The sequence below is a fragment of the Streptosporangium sp. 'caverna' genome (assembly GCF_003203775.1).
Taxonomy (GTDB): Bacteria; Actinomycetota; Actinomycetes; order Streptosporangiales; family Streptosporangiaceae; genus Streptosporangium; species Streptosporangium subroseum.
The window spans coordinates 6,058,426-6,074,942 of sequence record NZ_CP029711.1 but is presented as its reverse complement, the minus strand read 5'-3'; the positions used below and the strand labels follow the sequence as shown (position 1 = coordinate 6,074,942).

Here is a 16,517-nt window from a genome sequence, read left to right as displayed (position 1 = left end):
CCGTTGGAATCCCCTGCTTTCAAGCAGAGGAGGGTGTCAAGTAGGTGACCTGGAAGACCGTCCCGACGGCCTCACTGATCGGCAGCACCACGTACAGCAGCCAGATCTGCGGGCCGAACGCCCAGGCCAGTGGGATGAGCCCGTACAGCACCATCCGGGCGAGGTCGCAGCAGATCAGCAGGGTCCGCCGGTCAAGGCGGTCCACCAGGATCCCGGCGAAGATCCCGGCGAAGACCGACGCGGCACCGGCCACACCGGTCAGCAGACCCATCTGGGTGACCGACCCGGTCACGTGCAGCACCAGCAGGGGAATGGCGATGTACGCGAACGAGTCGCCGGTGACGGAAAGTATCTGGGCGACCCAGAAGACGTTGAAGTTGCGGTCTCGCCGTAGCGGAGACGCGGCCTCGCGCTCCGGTTTCCCCGTCTGTGTCACCGGCCGACTATCGCCTATCCCGGGCGAGATTCATATTCGTTTTCAGCGGCTGCGGCGATCGCCGGGCATGGTCGGCCCATCCGCGCACGGGTCACCCCTGTTTTCATCCGCACCGCCGCTCTCACCGGCCACATCGGTGGCGTCCGCCCGGGGTTTTCCGTCCGGGGCTCCCATCCCTCCTCGGAACGAGACGCGGTAACGTCGTCTGTATCGGACTCAGCCACCGGGGGGAGCCGCTATGTCAAGCGATCCCGATCACGTGCTCGACGCCATCGACGGAGTCGTCGATGAATGGCTCGCCATGAGTGACGACTCCATGCGCTGGGCACCACCTGAAAAAACTCCGCCGAAGGCACGGCTCACGCTGCCGACACCGCCCATGCCTCATGTTTTCGAGGAACTGCTGCAGGAAGTCGGCGCGCAGGCGCATACGGCGATGGAGGCGTTCCGTCCCCTGGGGGAGGGGGTGGTCGGTGTTTTCACGGCGTTCTTCGACAGCGCCCCGGTGCGGCACCTGATCGACCTGGCCAACCCGTCTGAGCGGCACGAGTCCTTCGACGAGGCCGAGTTCGACGAGTTCCAGCCCGAGCCGTTCGGCGAGCTTCAGCCCGAGCCGCCGTCTGCAGAGTCCTCGTCTACGGAGTTGCCGCCCGCGCAGCCGCCGGAGCGGTGACCGCGGGGTATCCGGCGGGATGGGCCAGGCGGGCCAGGCGACGGTAGGAGTCGAGCCGCTCGTCCTGGTCGAAGGTGTTCATGGTGATCAGCACCTCCTCGGCGCCGCTGCGCTCGACCAGGGACCCCAGCGCGGCCTCGACCTCGTCCTCGGTGCCGTGGATCTGTCCCTTCCAGGCCTCCTCGAAGAGAGCGCGTTCCCTGGCGGTCATGGTCGAGGAGAGGATCTCCCCGGCCGGGGCCAGCGGCGGGAAGGAGCCGCGGGTGCGGGAGTGGACGATCGACCAGGCCTCGGGCATCTGCAGCCGACCGGCCAGCTCGGTGGTCTCGGCGACCGCCACCGCGGCCGAGACGATGACGTACGGCCGAGGCGACCAGACCGAAGGCCGGAAGTGCCCGCGGTAACGGTCGATCGCCTGGAGCATTCGCTCCTCGCCGCCCACCGCCGCAATCACCAGCGGTAGCCCGTGCTCGGCGGCCACGTCCGCCCCGGCGCCCGTGGCCAGCACGTAGACGGGCACCCGAAGCCCCTCGGCCGGGAAGGCGTGCACGCCCGGATACACCTTCTGACCGCCGGTGAAGTAGCCGAGCAACTCGTCCAGCTGGGCGCCGAACTCCTCCGCGTCGCGCCTGTCGTGGCCGAGCGCGCGCCGTATGCCACCGGTGAAGCCGACCGACCGGCCCAGGCCCATGTCGATGCGGCCTGGATAGAGCGATTCGAGGACTCCGAACTGCTCGGCGACGACCAGCGGCTGATGGTTGGGGAGCATCACCCCGCCGGTGCCGACCCTGATGTGCGAGGTCGCGGCGGCGACGGCGGCGGCCAGCACCGTCGGCGCCGAGCCCGCCACCCCCGGCACGCCGTGGTGCTCCGACACCCAGAACCGGTGATAGCCGAGGGACTCGGCCTCCCGCGCGAACCGTACGGTGTCGCGTAGCGCCTGGCTGTGATCTTGACCCTGGCGGATGAGGGAGCGGTCCAGGACCGACAGCCGCGTCGCCTGCAGTGCTGCGTTCACCCTCACATCAACACGCGTGCCCGCCGGGGATTCCCGCGGCGGCCGGGCATTGATCCGTCACGGCTCGACGCGCCGGGCGGTGGCGGTCGTCGGATCGATCACAGGCCGCGTGCCGGAGACCGGCGGGTCGCGTGTCGGAACGCGCGGGTCCTTGCCTTTCCTGCGGCCACAGCACCAAGATCAGTAGCGGCTCTCCACGGCGGGACGGGCATCTTGCGGGTAATGCGTGGTGGGTCGTCCGGCCGGACAGCGGTCACGTTCCCCGGCGATGACGGCGGCCTTTCACTGCATTTTTCCCTCTTTGGAACCTGCTGTTGGTAACGGATCGATAATGACGCACTGTCAGTAGCCCCATGCGGCGCGTGACTTTCGTCAGGCTGGGGGAGATCAGACGTGATACGGGAGGCGAGATGCACAGTGAGCATGATCGAACCCACGGCCACGGTCTGAGGGTGAGACAGCGTGGCCGCATGCCGTACACCGAGTCACGAGATCTGCCGTCGCCCGCGCCGGTCGAGCCGCTGGTCGAACCGGTCGAGCCGCTGGTCAGGCCGATTGAGCCGCCGATCATGCCGGTTCCGCCGGTCATGCCGGTCGAGCCGCTGGTCAGGGAGTGCCCGTTCGGCGAACCGCCATGGGCCGAGACCGCCGGCGAGACGGGCGGCGTCTCCGATCCGTCCACTCGCCGATCATGGGTGGATATCGAGAGCCGTCCGTTCTCCATGCCTCCGCCACCGGGTCGCTGGGACCGGCCGTGGTCACAGATCTCACGTGACCAGCTCCTGAGGCCCGCGCTGATCGTCGGATTCCTCGCCGCCGCCGGCGCGGGCATCTGGTTGTCCGGCTGGTCCCCGTCGCCCGACCCGCCCATGGTCGAGGCGGTGCCCGGACCCACCGCCCGGCGCTCCCTCACCGGTCATGACGCGACGGTTCCGCCCACCTCCGGGGCCACGCCGAATGCCCCTTCCCACTCGCGGGCTCCGGCCCCGCCGGCACCCGCGTCGGGCGCGAGGGCCTCGGCCGAGCGTGAGCGGGAGAGGAGAACCGCGCGCGGACGGAAGTCCGCGGCGTCGCTCCCGGCGCGGGCGTCCCGTCCCCTCGCCAACTCCGACGGGGGAGCGCACGGTGGAAATCAGGGGGATCGGGGGGAGAGGCGCTGGGAGATGCGCAGGGCCCCGAAAACCACCGGGAGATCCAGGGACGTCGAGAGCGCCGGGCCCGCGCGGGCGGAGGAAGCCAGAACCGCACCCGCGGCGAACCCCAGGAGCGCCCCGGCCGAGAACACCAGAACCGCACCGGCAGCCAGAGCCAGAAACGCGCCGGCCGCGAACGCCAGGAGCGCGCCGCCCGCGAACGCCAGGAGCGCCCCGGCCGCGAGCGCCAGGAACGCGCCGGCCGAGAACACCAGGAACACGCCGGCGGCGAAGGCCAGAACCGCCCCGGCCGAGAAGGCCGGACCGAGGACTTCGCAGGCGCCCGTGGCGCCGAGGACCAGGGTCCCGGCACCCGGGGCGAAGGAGAGCCGGGTAGGTGGCGGCGGGGTCAGTGCGGCCTATGCCTGCCAGCATCTGGACCCGGGAGACTGGCGCTACGCCTACTGCGTGCAGGTATGGAACAACTACAAGGGGAGAAACGGCTCGCCGTGACCTCCTCAGTACTGGCCGCTGCGGCGCATGGTGCGCGGGCGTCCGTCGGGATCGCACACGAGCCGGTAGAACGGGGTGGCCCAGACCTTGGTCCAGGGCGACATGCGCGAGGTCTCGTACAGCCGTAGCCGTCCAGGCGGGCGCGGGCCGTGGCGGCCCTGCGCGTGCCAGCGTTCGAGGGCGGCGGCCGAGTCGGCGAAGGCGGCGAAGAAGGCGCTCGGGTCGAGGAGATCCGTGTCGGAGGCGTCGGTCACTTCGAGGTGTTCGTGCGCGAGGGTCAGCCGCAGGTCGCGCGGGAGGCGGCGTGCGCCGTCCCCGTGGCCTCCCGGATCCAGGGGCTCCCTGCCGTCGGGCGTCCCGTCGAGCACCGCGCAGGTGAGCTCGGAGTCGTAGGTCCAGGACCGGCGGTTGAAGTTGTCCGAACCGATGGTCGACCACACGTCGTCGATGACGCAGACCTTCGCGTGGACGTAGATCGGGGTGCCCTCCCGGTTCTCGACCCCGTACACCGCGACGCGGTCTCCGCCCGCGCGCTTGAGGATGGAGAGGGCCTGGTCGCGGCCCAGTATCTGGGGAGTGCTGTTGAGCGCCCCGTCCTGGTCGGGATGGAGCGGCAGGACATTGATCATCAGCAGGTTCGGGTTGGCCTCCAGCGCGTCGGCGAAGGACTGGGCGACCTGGGGAGACCACAGATACTGGTCCTCGATGTAGATGAGGGCGCGGGCGCGGCGCAGGGCCTTGAGATAGCCGCGGGCGACGCTGCGCTCTCCCTGCGGGGCGAACGGGTAACGGGTCCGGCGGTGGGCGTAGGTCCGCAGGAGCTGTACGGAGTGCGGCCCGCGGGCGGGCGGGTCGGGAAACTGCGGCGGCAGCGGGTCAGGCAGGGTGTCCTCGTGGCGCATCAGGTCGGCCAGGCGGTGCAGGGGGTTGCGGGTCAGCGGCTGGGGATCCTCCCAGCGCTCCCGGAACACGGCTTCGACGTCGCCGACGGCCGGACCCTGGATCGCGGCCTGGACGTCGTGCCACGGCGGGCGGGCGCCGTACACCTTGGCCATGGGGGAGGACTGTGGGTCACCCTCGTGAGCGGAGTCGTCACGGCGGCCCCAGCACAGGTCGATCCCGCCGACGAAGGCGATGTCGCGTTCCGGGTCCGCGCGGTGCCGCAACACCACGAGTTTCTGGTGGTGCGAGCCACCGGGCGGGACCCGCATGTCACGCAGGCACTCCCCGCCCGCGGCCTCGATGTCCTCCCCGAGATGGCGGTTCTCGGCCTCGCTGAAGCGCAGCCGGTCCCAGTGCGAACGCCACAGAAGCCCCTTCACCACGACCCCGCGCCGCGCGGCCGCCGCGAACACTCCGGCGACCTCCGAGCCGGGGCCGTCCAGCCTCTGGCTGGGATCGCCGCGCCAGTCGGTGAACAGCAGCAGGTCTCCGGCGCCCAGTTCTTTGACGCGGGCGAACAACTCGGTGAAGTACGGCGCGCCGTGCGGGATGGGCCGTACCGTGTTGCCGTCCGACCAGGCCAGCCCATCGTCATTCCGGGCATCGATCCCGGACGCCGGATTGCCACGCTCCTTACCGTTGAGAAACCAGTCTTTTGTATTCATTAAGCCCGCTATACCCGATTTTTGTACGACTTCACATCTCGGGCTTGACGATCACTGTTCGCCCCCGGGGCGGTGGTAGGAGCGCTGCTGCGTCCTGAGTGGGTGCGTCCAGGACTCGGCGGGCGCGTGGCGGGCGGTGACCCGAGTCTCCGGACGCTCGCTCAAGGAATCCGCCACTCGTACGAGAGCTTCTCGATCTTCAGGATGAGCGATGAGGATCCGGAGGCGTCGCAGGTCGGCGCGACACCTGGGCGGGATGGTTCGTGAAACCTTGATGGGAGTTCAACGGACTGTCACTCTGACGCCATGGCAGCATTCGCTGGTAACAAGATCGAGGCGTTCGTCGGGCCGGCCGAGCTCGGAGCGGCCGACAACCTCGAGGGTGTGATCGTCGACTTCATCGGCGGCGCCCGGCACTCCCTGGACATCGCGGTCCAGGAGCTGGACTCCGAACCGATCGCCCAGGCCATCCTCGACGCTCGCTTCCGCGGGGTGAGCGTCCGCATCGTGCTGGAGCAGGACTACCTGCTCACCGCCAAACTGCCCGTCGTCACCGTGCATGCCGGAGAGGACGACGCGGCGGCGCGCCGCCGCGTCCAGTGGGGGGCCGAGCCCGGCACCCGCAGCCTGGAGGCCAACCGGCGGATCCTGGCCGCGCTGCTACGGTGCGGCGTCGACGTCAAAGCCGACTACAACCCGGCGATCTTCCACCAGAAGTTCGTCATCCGCGACTACCGCGGGCGCACCTTTCCCACCTCGGCCACCCTGTCCGGGTCGGCGAACTTCACCGACACCGACTGCCACCGCAACCTCAACCACATCGTCGTCTTCCACGACGCCCGCATCTGCAACGAGTACGGCACCGAGTTCGAGCAGATCCGGGCCGGTAGCTTCGGCCGCGGCATCCACGGCAAGGTTCCCGCCGCCTACAACCTCGCGGGGATCCCGGTGAAGGTGCTCTTCGCCCCCGACCACGCCCCCGAGCTTGAGATCATGAAGCAGATGCTCAAGGCCACCCAGCGCGTCGACTTCGCCATCTTCACCTTCTCCGGATCCTCCGGCATCGACGACACGATGATCGCGCTGGCCGAGGCGAAGCGCACCGTCACCGGCGCGATGGATCCCGGTCAGGGCGCCCAGAAGTGGGCCGCCACCCACGACCTGGACCGGGCACACATCGAGCTCTACTTCCCCAAACGCAGCTCCGCCTTCGGCAAGCTCCATCACAAGCTCATGGTCATCGACGAGACCGTCGTCGTCGCCGGATCGTTCAACTACACGGCGCCCGCCAACAACTTCAACGACGAGAACATCTTCGTCATCGGCAGCCCCTACCCCGACCTGCCCAAACGTGAAGGCGGTCCCGTCGACCCCGAGGCGTGCGCCGAACTCGCCCGCTTCTTCCGCGCCGAGATCCAGCGCATCGAACAGGCGGGCGAACGATTCATCGGCGAGCCGTAGCCACCGCGCGAGGCGAGAGCGGGCCCGCGCCTGAACCCCGTGCGATCAGAGAGCGGGCCCGCGCCCGTGAGATCAGGGCACGGGCGCCGGGCCGGGCCCTGACACCCGCCTCGCGCGAACCGGGATCTTCCGGCTACGTCTGGTGTGCGGGGCTTTTCGGGAGCGCGATGGCGGTTATCACCAGGCCGTCGGTCACCAGCCAGCGCCCGGTGAAGCCGGTCAGCTCCCGGCCGTCCACCAGGGGGCCGGGGACGAGGAGGCGGGCGGTGAAGGCGCCCGAGGGATCGAGGGTTATGTGGGCCTCCTCAAAGCCGAGCCAGCGTCTGGCCAGCGGGAACCAGGCCTTGTAGACGCTCTCCTTGGCGCTGAACAGCATCCGATCCCAGTGGATCCGACCGCCGAGCCGTGCCAGCGCGTCCCGCTCCTCCTCCAGGGAGACGGCGGTCAGGACGCCGTCGGGAAGCGGCTCATGAGGTTCGGCGTCGATGCCGACGGCGAGGGCCTCCAGGGACACGGCGGCGGCGCGGTATCCGGCGCAGTGGGTGATGGAGCCGACCACCCCGTCGGGCCACTCGGGGGCGCGGCGCTCGCCGGGCAGGATCGGCACCGCGGGCAGTCCGAGCTGGGCCAGGGCCTGGCGGGCGCAGTGCCGCGCGGTGGTGAACTCGCGCCGCCGCCTGTCCACCGCGCGAGCGATGACGGCCTCCTCCTCGGGAAACAGCGTGACGCCGGGCGGGTCGTCGAATGCCTCCGCGCTCGCCACCCAGGACGGCAGGATCTTCTCGATCATGAGGCGCGCTCCGGTACGGGCAGGATCTGGCGGAGCTGCCCGGGGACGGTCGAACGGGGCCGCCATTCGCGGGGGTAACCCAGGGAGACCTCCTCGAAGCGGACGCCGTCGTACCAGGTGGTCCGGGGAATGTGCAGGTGGCCGTAGACCATGGTGTGCACGTCGAAGCGCAGGTGCCAGTCGGCGGTGCGCTCGGTGCCGCACCAGATCGCGAACTCCGGGTGGTACAGGATCAGCGTGGGGTCGCGGACCAGCGGATAGTGGTTGACCAGCACCGTGGGAACGCCGGGCGTGCGGGCCTCCAGACGGCGCTCCGTCTCGGTGATCCTGGCCGCGCACCAGGCGTCCCGGGAGGGATACGGGTCGGGATGGAGCAGCATCTCGTCGGTGCAGACCACGCCCTTGTCGTAGGCCAGGGCGAGCGCCTCCTCCTTCGTGGCGACGCCGGGCATGCGGAAGGTGTAGTCGTACAGCACGAACAGCGGGGCGACGGTGACCGGCCCGCCGGGTCCGGTCCAGATCGGGTAGGGGTCCTCGGGCGTCACCACCCCCAGGTCCCTGCACACCTCGACCAGGTGGCGATAGCGCTCCTCGCCGCGCAGCTGGACCGGGTCGCTGGGATGGGTCCACAGCTCGTGGTTGCCCGGTGCCCACACCACCTTCTCGAACCGGTCGCCGAGCAGCCGCAGCGCCCATTCGACGTCGGAGACCTTCTCGGAGACGTCTCCGGCCACCAGCAGCCAGTCGGAGTCGGAGGTGGGCCGTATCTCCTCGACGATGCGGCGGTTCTCCTGGTAGCCGATGTGCAGATCGCTTATGGCCAGCAATGACGTCATGCGCGGACCGTCCCGGTCGACTCGATGGTTCTTCCGGCCACGGCCGCCCGGTGGTCGCCGCCGACTCCCGGGGGGACCGGCTCCCCTGACGCCCTGTCCTCCACGTCCTCCAGCACCGCCGCCTCCGTCCCGCCCGATTCCCTGGGCGTGGTCACGAATCCGTCGCCGAGCAGATGCACCTTCTCATGCCGGTATCCGGAAGGCATACTCCGCCCCGGCGTCCGGCCTCGCTCACACTCACCGGCGCGGCATCTGTCACTCGAGCATCTCGCTGCTCACCGGCCCGTCGAGACCTGCTTTTCGGTGCGACCTGTTTACCCCGGTCCTCATGACCTTAGAAAACCGTAATCAACTGGTCTCCATGAGTAGCCCCATACCCGTGCGCCTGCCAAAAACGGAGGCGATTCTTGAGCCATGACCACTTTCAAAGACATGCCCATGTGCTGCATCGCGCCGCCGGACCTCCTCGACGCGGTCGCCGAGAACGGCAGCCCCGAAGAGCGGGAGGCGGCGCTCAGGACCCGGGACATGGCGGAGACCGGAAGAGCGCAACGAGCCGTGATCGCCGGCGGATTGCGGTCCAGCCTCACCATCGCGGACGTGGCCCCCGCGCCGGGGAAGGTCCGGACGATCTACGACGCCGAGAACGCCGGCGACTACCACCTGCCGGGGCGGAAGGTGCGAGGGGAGGGCGACTCGCCGTCCGACGACGACGCGGTCAACGAGGCCTACGACGGATCCGGCGCCACCTACGACTTCTACCGGGAGATCTTCAAGCGAGACAGCATCGACGGGAACGGGCTGGAGATCGTGTCCTCGGTCCACTACGAGACCGACTACGACAACGCCGCCTGGATCGGTTTTCAGATGATCTACGGCGACGGCAGCGGGCAGGTCTTCCTCAAGGGATCTCTCACGAAGGCGATCGACATCATCGCCCACGAGCTGACCCACGGCATCACCCAGTTCACGGCGCAGCTGGTCTACCGTAAGCAGCCCGGCGCGCTGAACGAGTCCTTCTCCGACGTCTTCGGCTCCCTGGTGAAGCAGTACAGCCGGGGGGAGACGGCCGAGCAGGCCGACTGGCTGATCGGCGGGGGCATTCTGGGCAGCGCCCTACAGGGGACGGCCCTGCGCTCGCTGAGGGCGCCGGGGACCGCCTGGTCGACCTCCGGCGGCGGACGGGACAACCAGCCGGCGCACATGGACGACTACGTCAACCTGCCCGACGACGGCAACCCCGCGAACGACCACGGCGGCGTCCACATCAACTCGGGCATCCCCAACCACGCCTTCTACCTCGCGGCCACCGCCATCGGAGGAAACGCCTGGGAGCACGCCGGCCGGATCTGGTACGTCACGCTCACCGAGCGGCTGGGGCCCCGCTCCGATTTCCTGGAAGCGGCCGCGGCGACCGTGGAAGTGGCCGGAGAACTGTTCGGTGTCGACGGTGACGAACAGAAGAAGGTGCGTGGCGCATGGCAGCAGGTCGGAGTCCTTTAAAAGGCATTCGTCTAGGATTGTCCGTATGAAGGTGACGATTGTGCGCGGCGGTGGTTTCGCCGGTCTTGTCACGATAATTTCGGTGGACTCGGCGTCGTTGACGCCCGAGGACGCCGCGACGCTGCGAGCCAAGGTGGAACAGTCCGGGCTGTTCGGGCCACCGGGGCGGGAGAGTGACTCGGACCCGCGGCCCGATCGCTTCGACTACGAGGTGACCGTGGAGGATCAGGACCGTGCCCGCACGGTGCGTGTGAGCGAGCAGGACCTCTCCGGCCCGCTCCGCGCGCTCATCTCATACGTGAGCTCACTGCCAGGACGGCAGGAGCAGGTCGGCCCGCCCGGCTGATCGCCTGCGCGGCCTCCGTTCGCGCGCCGGGCATCGGCGGGACGGAGGCCGCGCAGGAGCGTGGAACGGGCGCCGTGAGGCGTGGAGCCGGCGACCGTACCGGTGATGAGCCGGATGTCCAGGGGGCGGGTTATCGACGGGGCAGGCATCCGAGGGGCTAAGGGCGATAATGGAGCGGGCGTCCGAGCCGGTCTCGTGTATTTAATACCGCCGCATACGCCGTTTTCCCGGCCGCAATGACGAGGGAAGCGCCGCTGTCTGCGTTTTGACGCGATTTTTACCCGAGGAAACTCGGCGCCGTCGCCCCAATTCTGGTGTAGGAATTCTCTGTCGTGATTACCTCGGTGTGGTCAACGATCCCCTCCTGAAGGAGGGGGCTTGAGGCGCCATCAGGCGCTTTGAAGCCCTGCGTTGACCAGCCCCAGTCGATCATTGTGAAGGAGGTGCATTCGATTGACTACGTTTCCCGTGAGTGAGAAGACCCACCGGCAGGTGCTTCCTCAGCCTGCCGCTCTGGAATCGGTGGGAGCAGACAACCCCGGGGATGGGGACGAAACGGTTCACCGACTCCCGGCCCGGCCGGGCACTGGCGTGAAACATGGGCGAGGGGAGATCGCAGCAGACGGCACCCATCCGCTGCGGCGTCACCCCGACACCGTCACGACCTGGCCGCGCGTGGTACTGGTCGTTAAGGCGACCGGGCGCGGAACGTATGCCCGCACCCGAGCTGATAAGTACGGCTTCCCGCGGCTGGCATTGCCCCGCACCAAGACCATTCGGGGTTTCCAGACCGGTGACCTGGTCCGGGCTGTCGTGCCCACCGGTAAGAAAGCCGGAACACATACCGGACGGGTCGCGGTCCGCTCCACCGGCAGTTTTAACATCCGCACCCGACACGATCTCGTGCAGGGCATCAACCACCGCTACGTCCGGCTGCTTCAACGTGCGGACGGCTACGCCTACACCACCTACCCGGAGGCGCGGCACCGTGCCGCGTTTCCTCCCGGCCCTGAAGAACCGGGTATCCACGCTGGAGGTAGTTGATGAACAGGTTATACGGACGGTGGAATATTTAATATTCGCTGGTTTTGTCGTGCCTTGACGGCAATTTCCTTCATGTAGGAATTAATGCCGTGCGTGAATTCACGCTGGTGGGGGAGATATTCCGATTATACGGAGGTGTGTGTGAAAGGCGTCATCGTCATCGCCGCTGTCGTAGCTCTCGCGGCGGCCGGGTCAGCGCCCCCGGCGCAAGCCTGGAAGGTGGGAGCCGCACCCGGTGTGGAGACGGAGTACGTCGTCCTCTACAAAAAAGGTGTCAGCGCCGCCGACGCCCGGCGGGCCGTGAAATCCGCGGGCGGGACCATCGTCAAGGAGAACGGCGCGGTCGGCGTCGCCACGATCACCACGACGAACGCGGGCTTCGCCGGCGCGGTGCGCGACAGCGGCTCGATCGAGGGAGTCGCCCACAATCGTTCCATCAGCGGTGTGCCGGCTCCCCGGAGGCAGGCCGAGACGCGCGAGGCCGCTCCGGAAGGGGCGGTCGAGAGAGCGGGCGACGGAGCCCCGGCCGGTCCCGTACGGGGCAGGCCGCTGGCCATGCGATCGGGCAAACCCTCGGGCAGGCCACCGGGCATGCGAGCCGGCGGATCCCCGGACAGACCGCTGGGCAAGCCGGCACCCGGCGCCGAGCCGCTGTCGGAGCTGCAGTGGGACATGAAGCAGATCCACGCGACGGTCGCCGGTTCCTACCGGCACCAGCAGGGTGACCCGGGGGTGCTGGTCGGCATCCTCGACACCGGCGTGGACGCCTCCCACCCCGACATCGCCCCGAACTTCAACCACAGGCTGAGCCGTAACTTCACCGTCGACATCCCCGTCGACGCCAACGGCAAGGCGCTCGACGGTTCATGCGAGGCCGAGCCGGACCACTCCTGCAACGACCCGTCGGACGTCGACGAGAGAGACCACGGCACGCACGTGGCGTCGTCGATCGCATCCCCGATCAACCAGCTCGGCATCGCGGGCGTGGCTCCCAAGGTCTCGATCGTAAGCCTGCGGGTCGGTCAGGACTCCGGTCTCTTCTTCCTGCAGCCGACCGTGGACGCGCTGACCTACGCCGGCGACGTCGGCGTCGACGTGGTCAACATGAGCTACTACATCGATCCGTGGCTGTTCAACTGCACCGACAATCCGGCCGACTCTCCCGCCGACCGGCTGGAGCAGGCCACGATCATCAAGGCCACCCAGCGGGCGCTCAACTACGCCCACGACAGAGGCGTGACCCTGATATCGGCCGCGGGCAACGGCGCCACCGACTACACCAAGGAACTCACGGACGCGTCCAGTCCCGACGTGGCCGGCGCACCGGGAGAGGTCCCCTACAAGCGAAGGATCACGCCGAGCTGCGTCTCCATGCCGACCGAGGGCAACCACGTGATCTCGATCTCCTCGACCGCCATCAGCGGGCGCAAGGCGTACTACTCCGACTACGGCAACGGCTACGTCGACCTCGCCGCGCCCGGTGGGGACGTCTTCGACACCGAGGCCGGCACCCGTGACGTCTCCCTGGCGACCCTCGCGGCCTATCCCAAGGCGGTGGCCGAGGCACGCGGCCAGCTCAACCCCGACGGCACGCCCAAGGTCGCCAACGTGGTCCGCGACTGCAGGGGCACCGTCTGCGGCTACTACCAGTATCTCCAGGGCACCTCGATGGCGTCGCCCCGCGCGGCCGGCGTGGCCGCGCTGATCGTCAGCAGGTTCGGCCGTTCCGACCGGGTGCACGGGGGCAAGACGCTCGACCCGGCCGTGGTGGAGGAGCACCTCAGGAACTCCGCGACCAGGATGTCCTGCCCCACCGCGTCCGCCTCCACCTACACCAGGAGACTCTCGGACGCCACGGTGACCGAGAAGCAGGTCTGCGAGGGCAGCGGGCCCCGTAACGGCTTCTACGGTTCCGGCATCGTCGACGCCCTGAGAGCCGTCCGCTGACCCGAATCCGGCGGGACGCGTACATTCTTCGATATAGGGGGACATTCAGCCTGGATGGCGCATGATCGTTGGAGGATGTGCCAGTGCCGACCGGATGACGGCTGACGACGGGACACGACAAATGCTGGAAGTGATCGGCGCGGGATTCCCGCGTACGGGGACCACCTCGCTCAAGGCGGCCCTGGAACGGCTGGGATTCGGACCCTGCCATCACATGTTCGAGGTGATGGCGCACCCCGAGCAGGTCGACAGGTGGCTCTCCGTCGTCTCCGGCACGCCTGTCGACTGGGATCGGGTGTTCGAGGGTTACCGGTCGTCGATGGACTGGCCGGCCGGCTACTTCTGGCGGGAGGAGGCCGAGGCCTACCCGGAGGCCAAGGTCATCCTCACCGTCCGCGATCCTCACCAGTGGTACGTCAGTTTCCAGAATCTGATCGGCCGAGCCCCCGGCCCGGACACCCCGGGGGGTCTTCCCCCGGGGCTGGACGCGATCGTGCGCCTCCAGCCGGTGCTGGGCATGATAGGGAGGTCCACCTTCGGTGAGGGCTGGCGCTTCGGCGAGGGCGTGGCGGACGAGGAGCACGCCGTCGAGGTGTTCCGCCGGCATGTGGCCACGGTCAGGGACAGCCTGCCCGCGGATCGCCTGCTCGTTTTCGACGTCGCCGAGGGGTGGGGACCGCTGTGCGACTTCCTCGGCGTCGAGCCCCCGGCCGACGAGCCCTTCCCACACCTCCACGATGCCGAGGCGATGCGGCACAATTTCGAGCAGAGCATGGCCGAAGGGCGCCTGGTCTCGCCCTTCGACCCTCCCTCCCCGGACGTTCCTCGCGAACCGGGGCACTGACGCACCGCTTGGGGCGGGGTCGGAACCTCCCTGGAGCTTCCTCGCGAACCGGGGTACCGCACCGCCCGGGGCGGGATCGGAACCTCGCCTGGAGGACGGGGCCGGGGCCTGGCCGCGCCGAATGGAGGCCCGTCCGGGCCGTCACCGCCCGCCGTCCGGCCGGGCACCGCTCCCGGGTCAGGACAGTGAGGCGGGCAGCCCGAAGGGCGTGAAGTGGCCGGGGCCGATGAACGAGGTGACCTCGGCGATTCGCCCACCGCGCAGGGTCAGCACGTCGATCGACCAGGCGAGGTGCGGGCCGGTGTCGCCGTGCCGGAGGTAGCCGGCCACGGCGGGCTGGCCGTTCGCGCCGGTCGGCAGGTGACGCCAGTTTCCGCATATGGTCAGCGGGATCCGTACGGCGAAATCGGTGACGGCCTCGAGGCCGCGATACCAGTGCGCCAGCGGCGGCATCGACCAGGTGACGTCCTCGGTGAGCAGCGCGACCAGGGCGTCGGCGTCGCCGCGTTCCAGAGCGGCGGAGTAGCCGGTGACGATCTCCCGCACCCGGGCGTCGTCGATCTGGCGCAGCGTCCGCTGCTGGGTGGCAGGAGGGATCTTCTCCGCGACGACCCTGCGGGCTCGGGCCAGGGCGGAGTTCACCGACGTGGTCGAGGTGTTCATCGTGGTGGCGATCTCGGCGGCGGAGAAGCCGAGGACCTCGAACAGCAGCAGCGCCGCCCGCTGGTTGCCCGGCAGGTGCTGCAGCGCGGCGACGAAGGCGAGCTCGACGGCCTCGCGCTGCTCGTAGCGCGCGCCCGGACCGGCCGGTCCGTCGCCGAGGCCCGCATCGGGGTAGGGGCCCAGCCAGGCGACATCGGTCAGCGGGGCGTCGCCGACCACGGCGCGGTCGCTGGACGGGCCGAGGTCGACGGGCAGGGCCCGCCTGCCACGGGTCTCGACGGTGTCCAGGCAGGTGCGGGTGGCCACGGTGTAGAGCCACGAGCGCAGCGAGCTGCGGCCCTCGAAGCGCGCGAGCCCCCGCCATGCCCGTAGCAGGGCATCCTGCAGGGCGTCGTCGGCGTCGTGGGTGGAGCCGAGCATCCGGTAGCAGTGGGCGTGCAGCTCCCGGCGCAACGGCTGGACGAGGCGGGTGAACGCGGCGTCGTCTCCGTCACGTGCCCGGGCCAGATCGGGGTCCTCGACGCCCGGCGCGGCCGGGCCGGCGGTCCGTGCGGAAAAAACTTCGCTCACAAACGACGATTCTGCCCCACGGCGGGAGTCTTCCCTTCGACCAAGCACCACAGCGCCGCCCCAGGAGATTTTGATGAACCACACGACGACCGTCACCGCCGGGTCCCTCAAGGTCCCCGACGCCACACTGCACTACGAGGTGCGTGGCCAGGGCCCCCTCGTGGTGCTCATCGGCGCTCCGATGCACGCCGCGCACTTCGCGCCGCTGGCCGACCTGCTCGCCGCCGACCATACCGTGCTCACCACCGACCCGCGGGGCGTCAACCGCAGTTCCCTCGACGACCCCGACCAGGACTCGACCCCGGAGATGCGCGCCGACGACCTCTCCCGGATCCTGACCCACCTCGACGCCGGCCCGGCCGCGGTCTTCGGCTCCAGCGGCGGAGCCGTCACCTCGCTGGCGTTCGCCCTCGCCCACCCCGAGCAGGTGCACACGGTGATCGCGCACGAGGCCCCGTTGAACTGCCTGCTCGACGACCGCGAGGAACGCGACGCCGCGATCGAGGACATCATCGCCACCTACGCCTCCGGCGACGTCCCGGGTGCCTGGGGCAAGTTCTTCGTCAACGCCAACATCACGATGCCCGAGTTCGAGGAGTCCGCCGGCGCGCCCCAGGAGGCTCCGGCCGAGCCCGACCCGCAGGAGATCGCGGACGAGCGCTTCTGGTTCATGCACGAGATGCGCGCGACCGCCCGCTGGCAGCCCGACATCGCCGCCCTGCGCGCCGGGCCGACCCGCATCGTGGTCGGCGTCGGGGACGATTCGGCGGGCGAGTTCTGCGATCGCACGTCGATCGCGCTCGCCGCAGCGCTCGGCACGGAGCCGACGGCCTTCCCCGGCGGCCACATCGCCTTCGCCGACGACCCCGAAGGGTTCGTCCCCCGGCTGCGCGAGGTCCTAAACGGGAACTGAACGACGCCGCGAGCGTGCGGTCCCGTGGGGGAACTGAGCGAGGACGCTGCGAGCGTGCGTCCTGTACGGGAACTGAGCGAGGACGCTGCGAGCGTGCGTCCTGTACGGGAACTGAGCGAGGACGCTGCGAGCGTGCGGTCCTGTACGGGAACTGAGCGAGGACGCCGCGAGTGCGGAGCGGAACGGGGGCGTGGTGCCGCGAGGAGACGGCGTGGCACCG

General features: G+C 69.3%; 16 protein-coding genes. 9 read left to right on the top strand and 7 right to left on the bottom strand.

Features of this window, described 5'->3' with window-relative positions; genetic code table 11:
• Window positions 1-19: 19 nt before the first annotated feature.
• Window positions 20-436, bottom strand: a complete 417-nt coding sequence (locus DKM19_RS26650; RefSeq protein ID WP_204358242.1) for an MFS transporter — start codon at window positions 434-436, stop codon at window positions 20-22.
• Window positions 437-695: 259 nt separating this feature from the next.
• Here DKM19_RS26650 and DKM19_RS26645 point away from each other — a divergent pair, with 259 nt between their 5' ends.
• Complete coding sequence (locus DKM19_RS26645; protein ID WP_162641784.1) at window positions 696-1,109, top strand: hypothetical protein; 414 nt, start codon at window positions 696-698, stop codon at window positions 1,107-1,109.
• Here the strand turns inward: DKM19_RS26645 and DKM19_RS26640 are convergent.
• Window positions 1,072-2,127 (bottom strand): MsnO8 family LLM class oxidoreductase, encoded by a 1,056-nt coding sequence (locus DKM19_RS26640; RefSeq protein WP_110699175.1) that lies wholly within the window; start codon window positions 2,125-2,127, stop codon window positions 1,072-1,074. The two genes, DKM19_RS26645 and DKM19_RS26640, sit on opposite strands and share 38 nt — an antisense overlap.
• Before the next feature lie 470 nt (window positions 2,128-2,597).
• Between DKM19_RS26640 and DKM19_RS49785 the strand changes: the two genes are divergently transcribed.
• Window positions 2,598-3,773, top strand: a complete 1,176-nt coding sequence (locus DKM19_RS49785; RefSeq protein WP_162641783.1) for a hypothetical protein — start codon at window positions 2,598-2,600, stop codon at window positions 3,771-3,773.
• Window positions 3,774-3,778: 5 nt separating this feature from the next.
• Here DKM19_RS49785 and DKM19_RS26625 read toward each other — a convergent pair whose 3' ends face one another.
• The gene (locus DKM19_RS26625; protein WP_110699170.1) at window positions 3,779-5,380 is read right to left on the bottom strand and encodes a phospholipase D family protein; all 1,602 of its coding nucleotides are present in this window, start codon (window positions 5,378-5,380) and stop codon (window positions 3,779-3,781) included.
• A gap of 306 nt (window positions 5,381-5,686) precedes the next feature.
• Here DKM19_RS26625 and DKM19_RS26620 point away from each other — a divergent pair, with 306 nt between their 5' ends.
• On the top strand, window positions 5,687-6,841 hold the full coding sequence (locus tag DKM19_RS26620; protein ID WP_110699169.1) for a phosphatidylserine/phosphatidylglycerophosphate/cardiolipin synthase family protein: 1,155 nt from the start codon (window positions 5,687-5,689) through the stop codon (window positions 6,839-6,841).
• A 133-nt stretch (window positions 6,842-6,974) separates the two neighbouring features.
• On the opposite strand, the gene DKM19_RS26615 is transcribed toward DKM19_RS26620, so the two are convergent.
• From DKM19_RS26615 to DKM19_RS26605, 3 genes are read right to left on the bottom strand one after another with little or no spacing between them, the layout of a single operon-like run.
• Window positions 6,975-7,631 (bottom strand): 4'-phosphopantetheinyl transferase, encoded by a 657-nt coding sequence (locus tag DKM19_RS26615; RefSeq protein ID WP_110699168.1) that lies wholly within the window; start codon window positions 7,629-7,631, stop codon window positions 6,975-6,977.
• Window positions 7,628-8,467 (bottom strand): metallophosphoesterase, encoded by an 840-nt coding sequence (locus DKM19_RS26610; protein ID WP_110699166.1) that lies wholly within the window; start codon window positions 8,465-8,467, stop codon window positions 7,628-7,630. Before DKM19_RS26610 ends, DKM19_RS26615 begins: the two co-directional genes overlap by 4 nt.
• Window positions 8,464-8,673 carry a hypothetical protein gene (locus tag DKM19_RS26605; RefSeq protein WP_110699164.1) on the bottom strand — a complete coding sequence of 70 codons (210 nt, stop codon included), beginning with the start codon at window positions 8,671-8,673 and terminating at the stop codon, window positions 8,464-8,466. The genes DKM19_RS26610 and DKM19_RS26605 overlap by 4 nt, the downstream gene beginning before the upstream one ends.
• Window positions 8,674-8,881: 208 nt before the next feature.
• Here DKM19_RS26605 and DKM19_RS26600 point away from each other — a divergent pair, with 208 nt between their 5' ends.
• The 5 genes from DKM19_RS26600 to DKM19_RS26580 all read left to right on the top strand — a co-directional run bounded on the left by DKM19_RS26600 (window position 8,882) and on the right by DKM19_RS26580 (window position 14,151).
• A complete protein-coding gene (locus DKM19_RS26600; RefSeq protein ID WP_204358241.1) occupies window positions 8,882-9,970 on the top strand; it encodes a M4 family metallopeptidase in 1,089 nt (362 codons plus the stop codon).
• A gap of 25 nt (window positions 9,971-9,995) precedes the next feature.
• Window positions 9,996-10,316: a protealysin inhibitor emfourin gene (locus DKM19_RS26595; RefSeq protein WP_110699162.1), complete on the top strand. Its 321-nt coding sequence runs from the start codon at window positions 9,996-9,998 to the stop codon at window positions 10,314-10,316.
• Window positions 10,317-10,784: 468 nt separating this feature from the next.
• Window positions 10,785-11,360, top strand: coding sequence for a hypothetical protein (locus DKM19_RS26590; RefSeq protein WP_239513605.1), 576 nt, complete (start codon window positions 10,785-10,787; stop codon window positions 11,358-11,360).
• 141 nt (window positions 11,361-11,501) lie between these two features.
• Complete coding sequence (locus DKM19_RS26585) at window positions 11,502-13,307, top strand: S8 family serine peptidase (RefSeq protein WP_239513604.1); 1,806 nt, start codon at window positions 11,502-11,504, stop codon at window positions 13,305-13,307.
• Window positions 13,308-13,428: 121 nt separating this feature from the next.
• Window positions 13,429-14,151 (top strand): sulfotransferase family protein, encoded by a 723-nt coding sequence (locus DKM19_RS26580; RefSeq protein WP_162641782.1) that lies wholly within the window; start codon window positions 13,429-13,431, stop codon window positions 14,149-14,151.
• A 177-nt stretch (window positions 14,152-14,328) separates the two neighbouring features.
• Here the strand turns inward: DKM19_RS26580 and DKM19_RS26575 are convergent, their stop codons facing one another.
• Complete coding sequence (locus DKM19_RS26575) at window positions 14,329-15,384, bottom strand: sigma-70 family RNA polymerase sigma factor (RefSeq protein ID WP_239513603.1); 1,056 nt, start codon at window positions 15,382-15,384, stop codon at window positions 14,329-14,331.
• A gap of 73 nt (window positions 15,385-15,457) precedes the next feature.
• On the opposite strand from DKM19_RS26575, the gene DKM19_RS26570 reads away from it, so the two are divergent.
• Window positions 15,458-16,297: an alpha/beta fold hydrolase gene (locus DKM19_RS26570; RefSeq protein ID WP_110699158.1), complete on the top strand. Its 840-nt coding sequence runs from the start codon at window positions 15,458-15,460 to the stop codon at window positions 16,295-16,297.
• The last annotated feature ends 220 nt before the right edge of the window (window positions 16,298-16,517 follow it).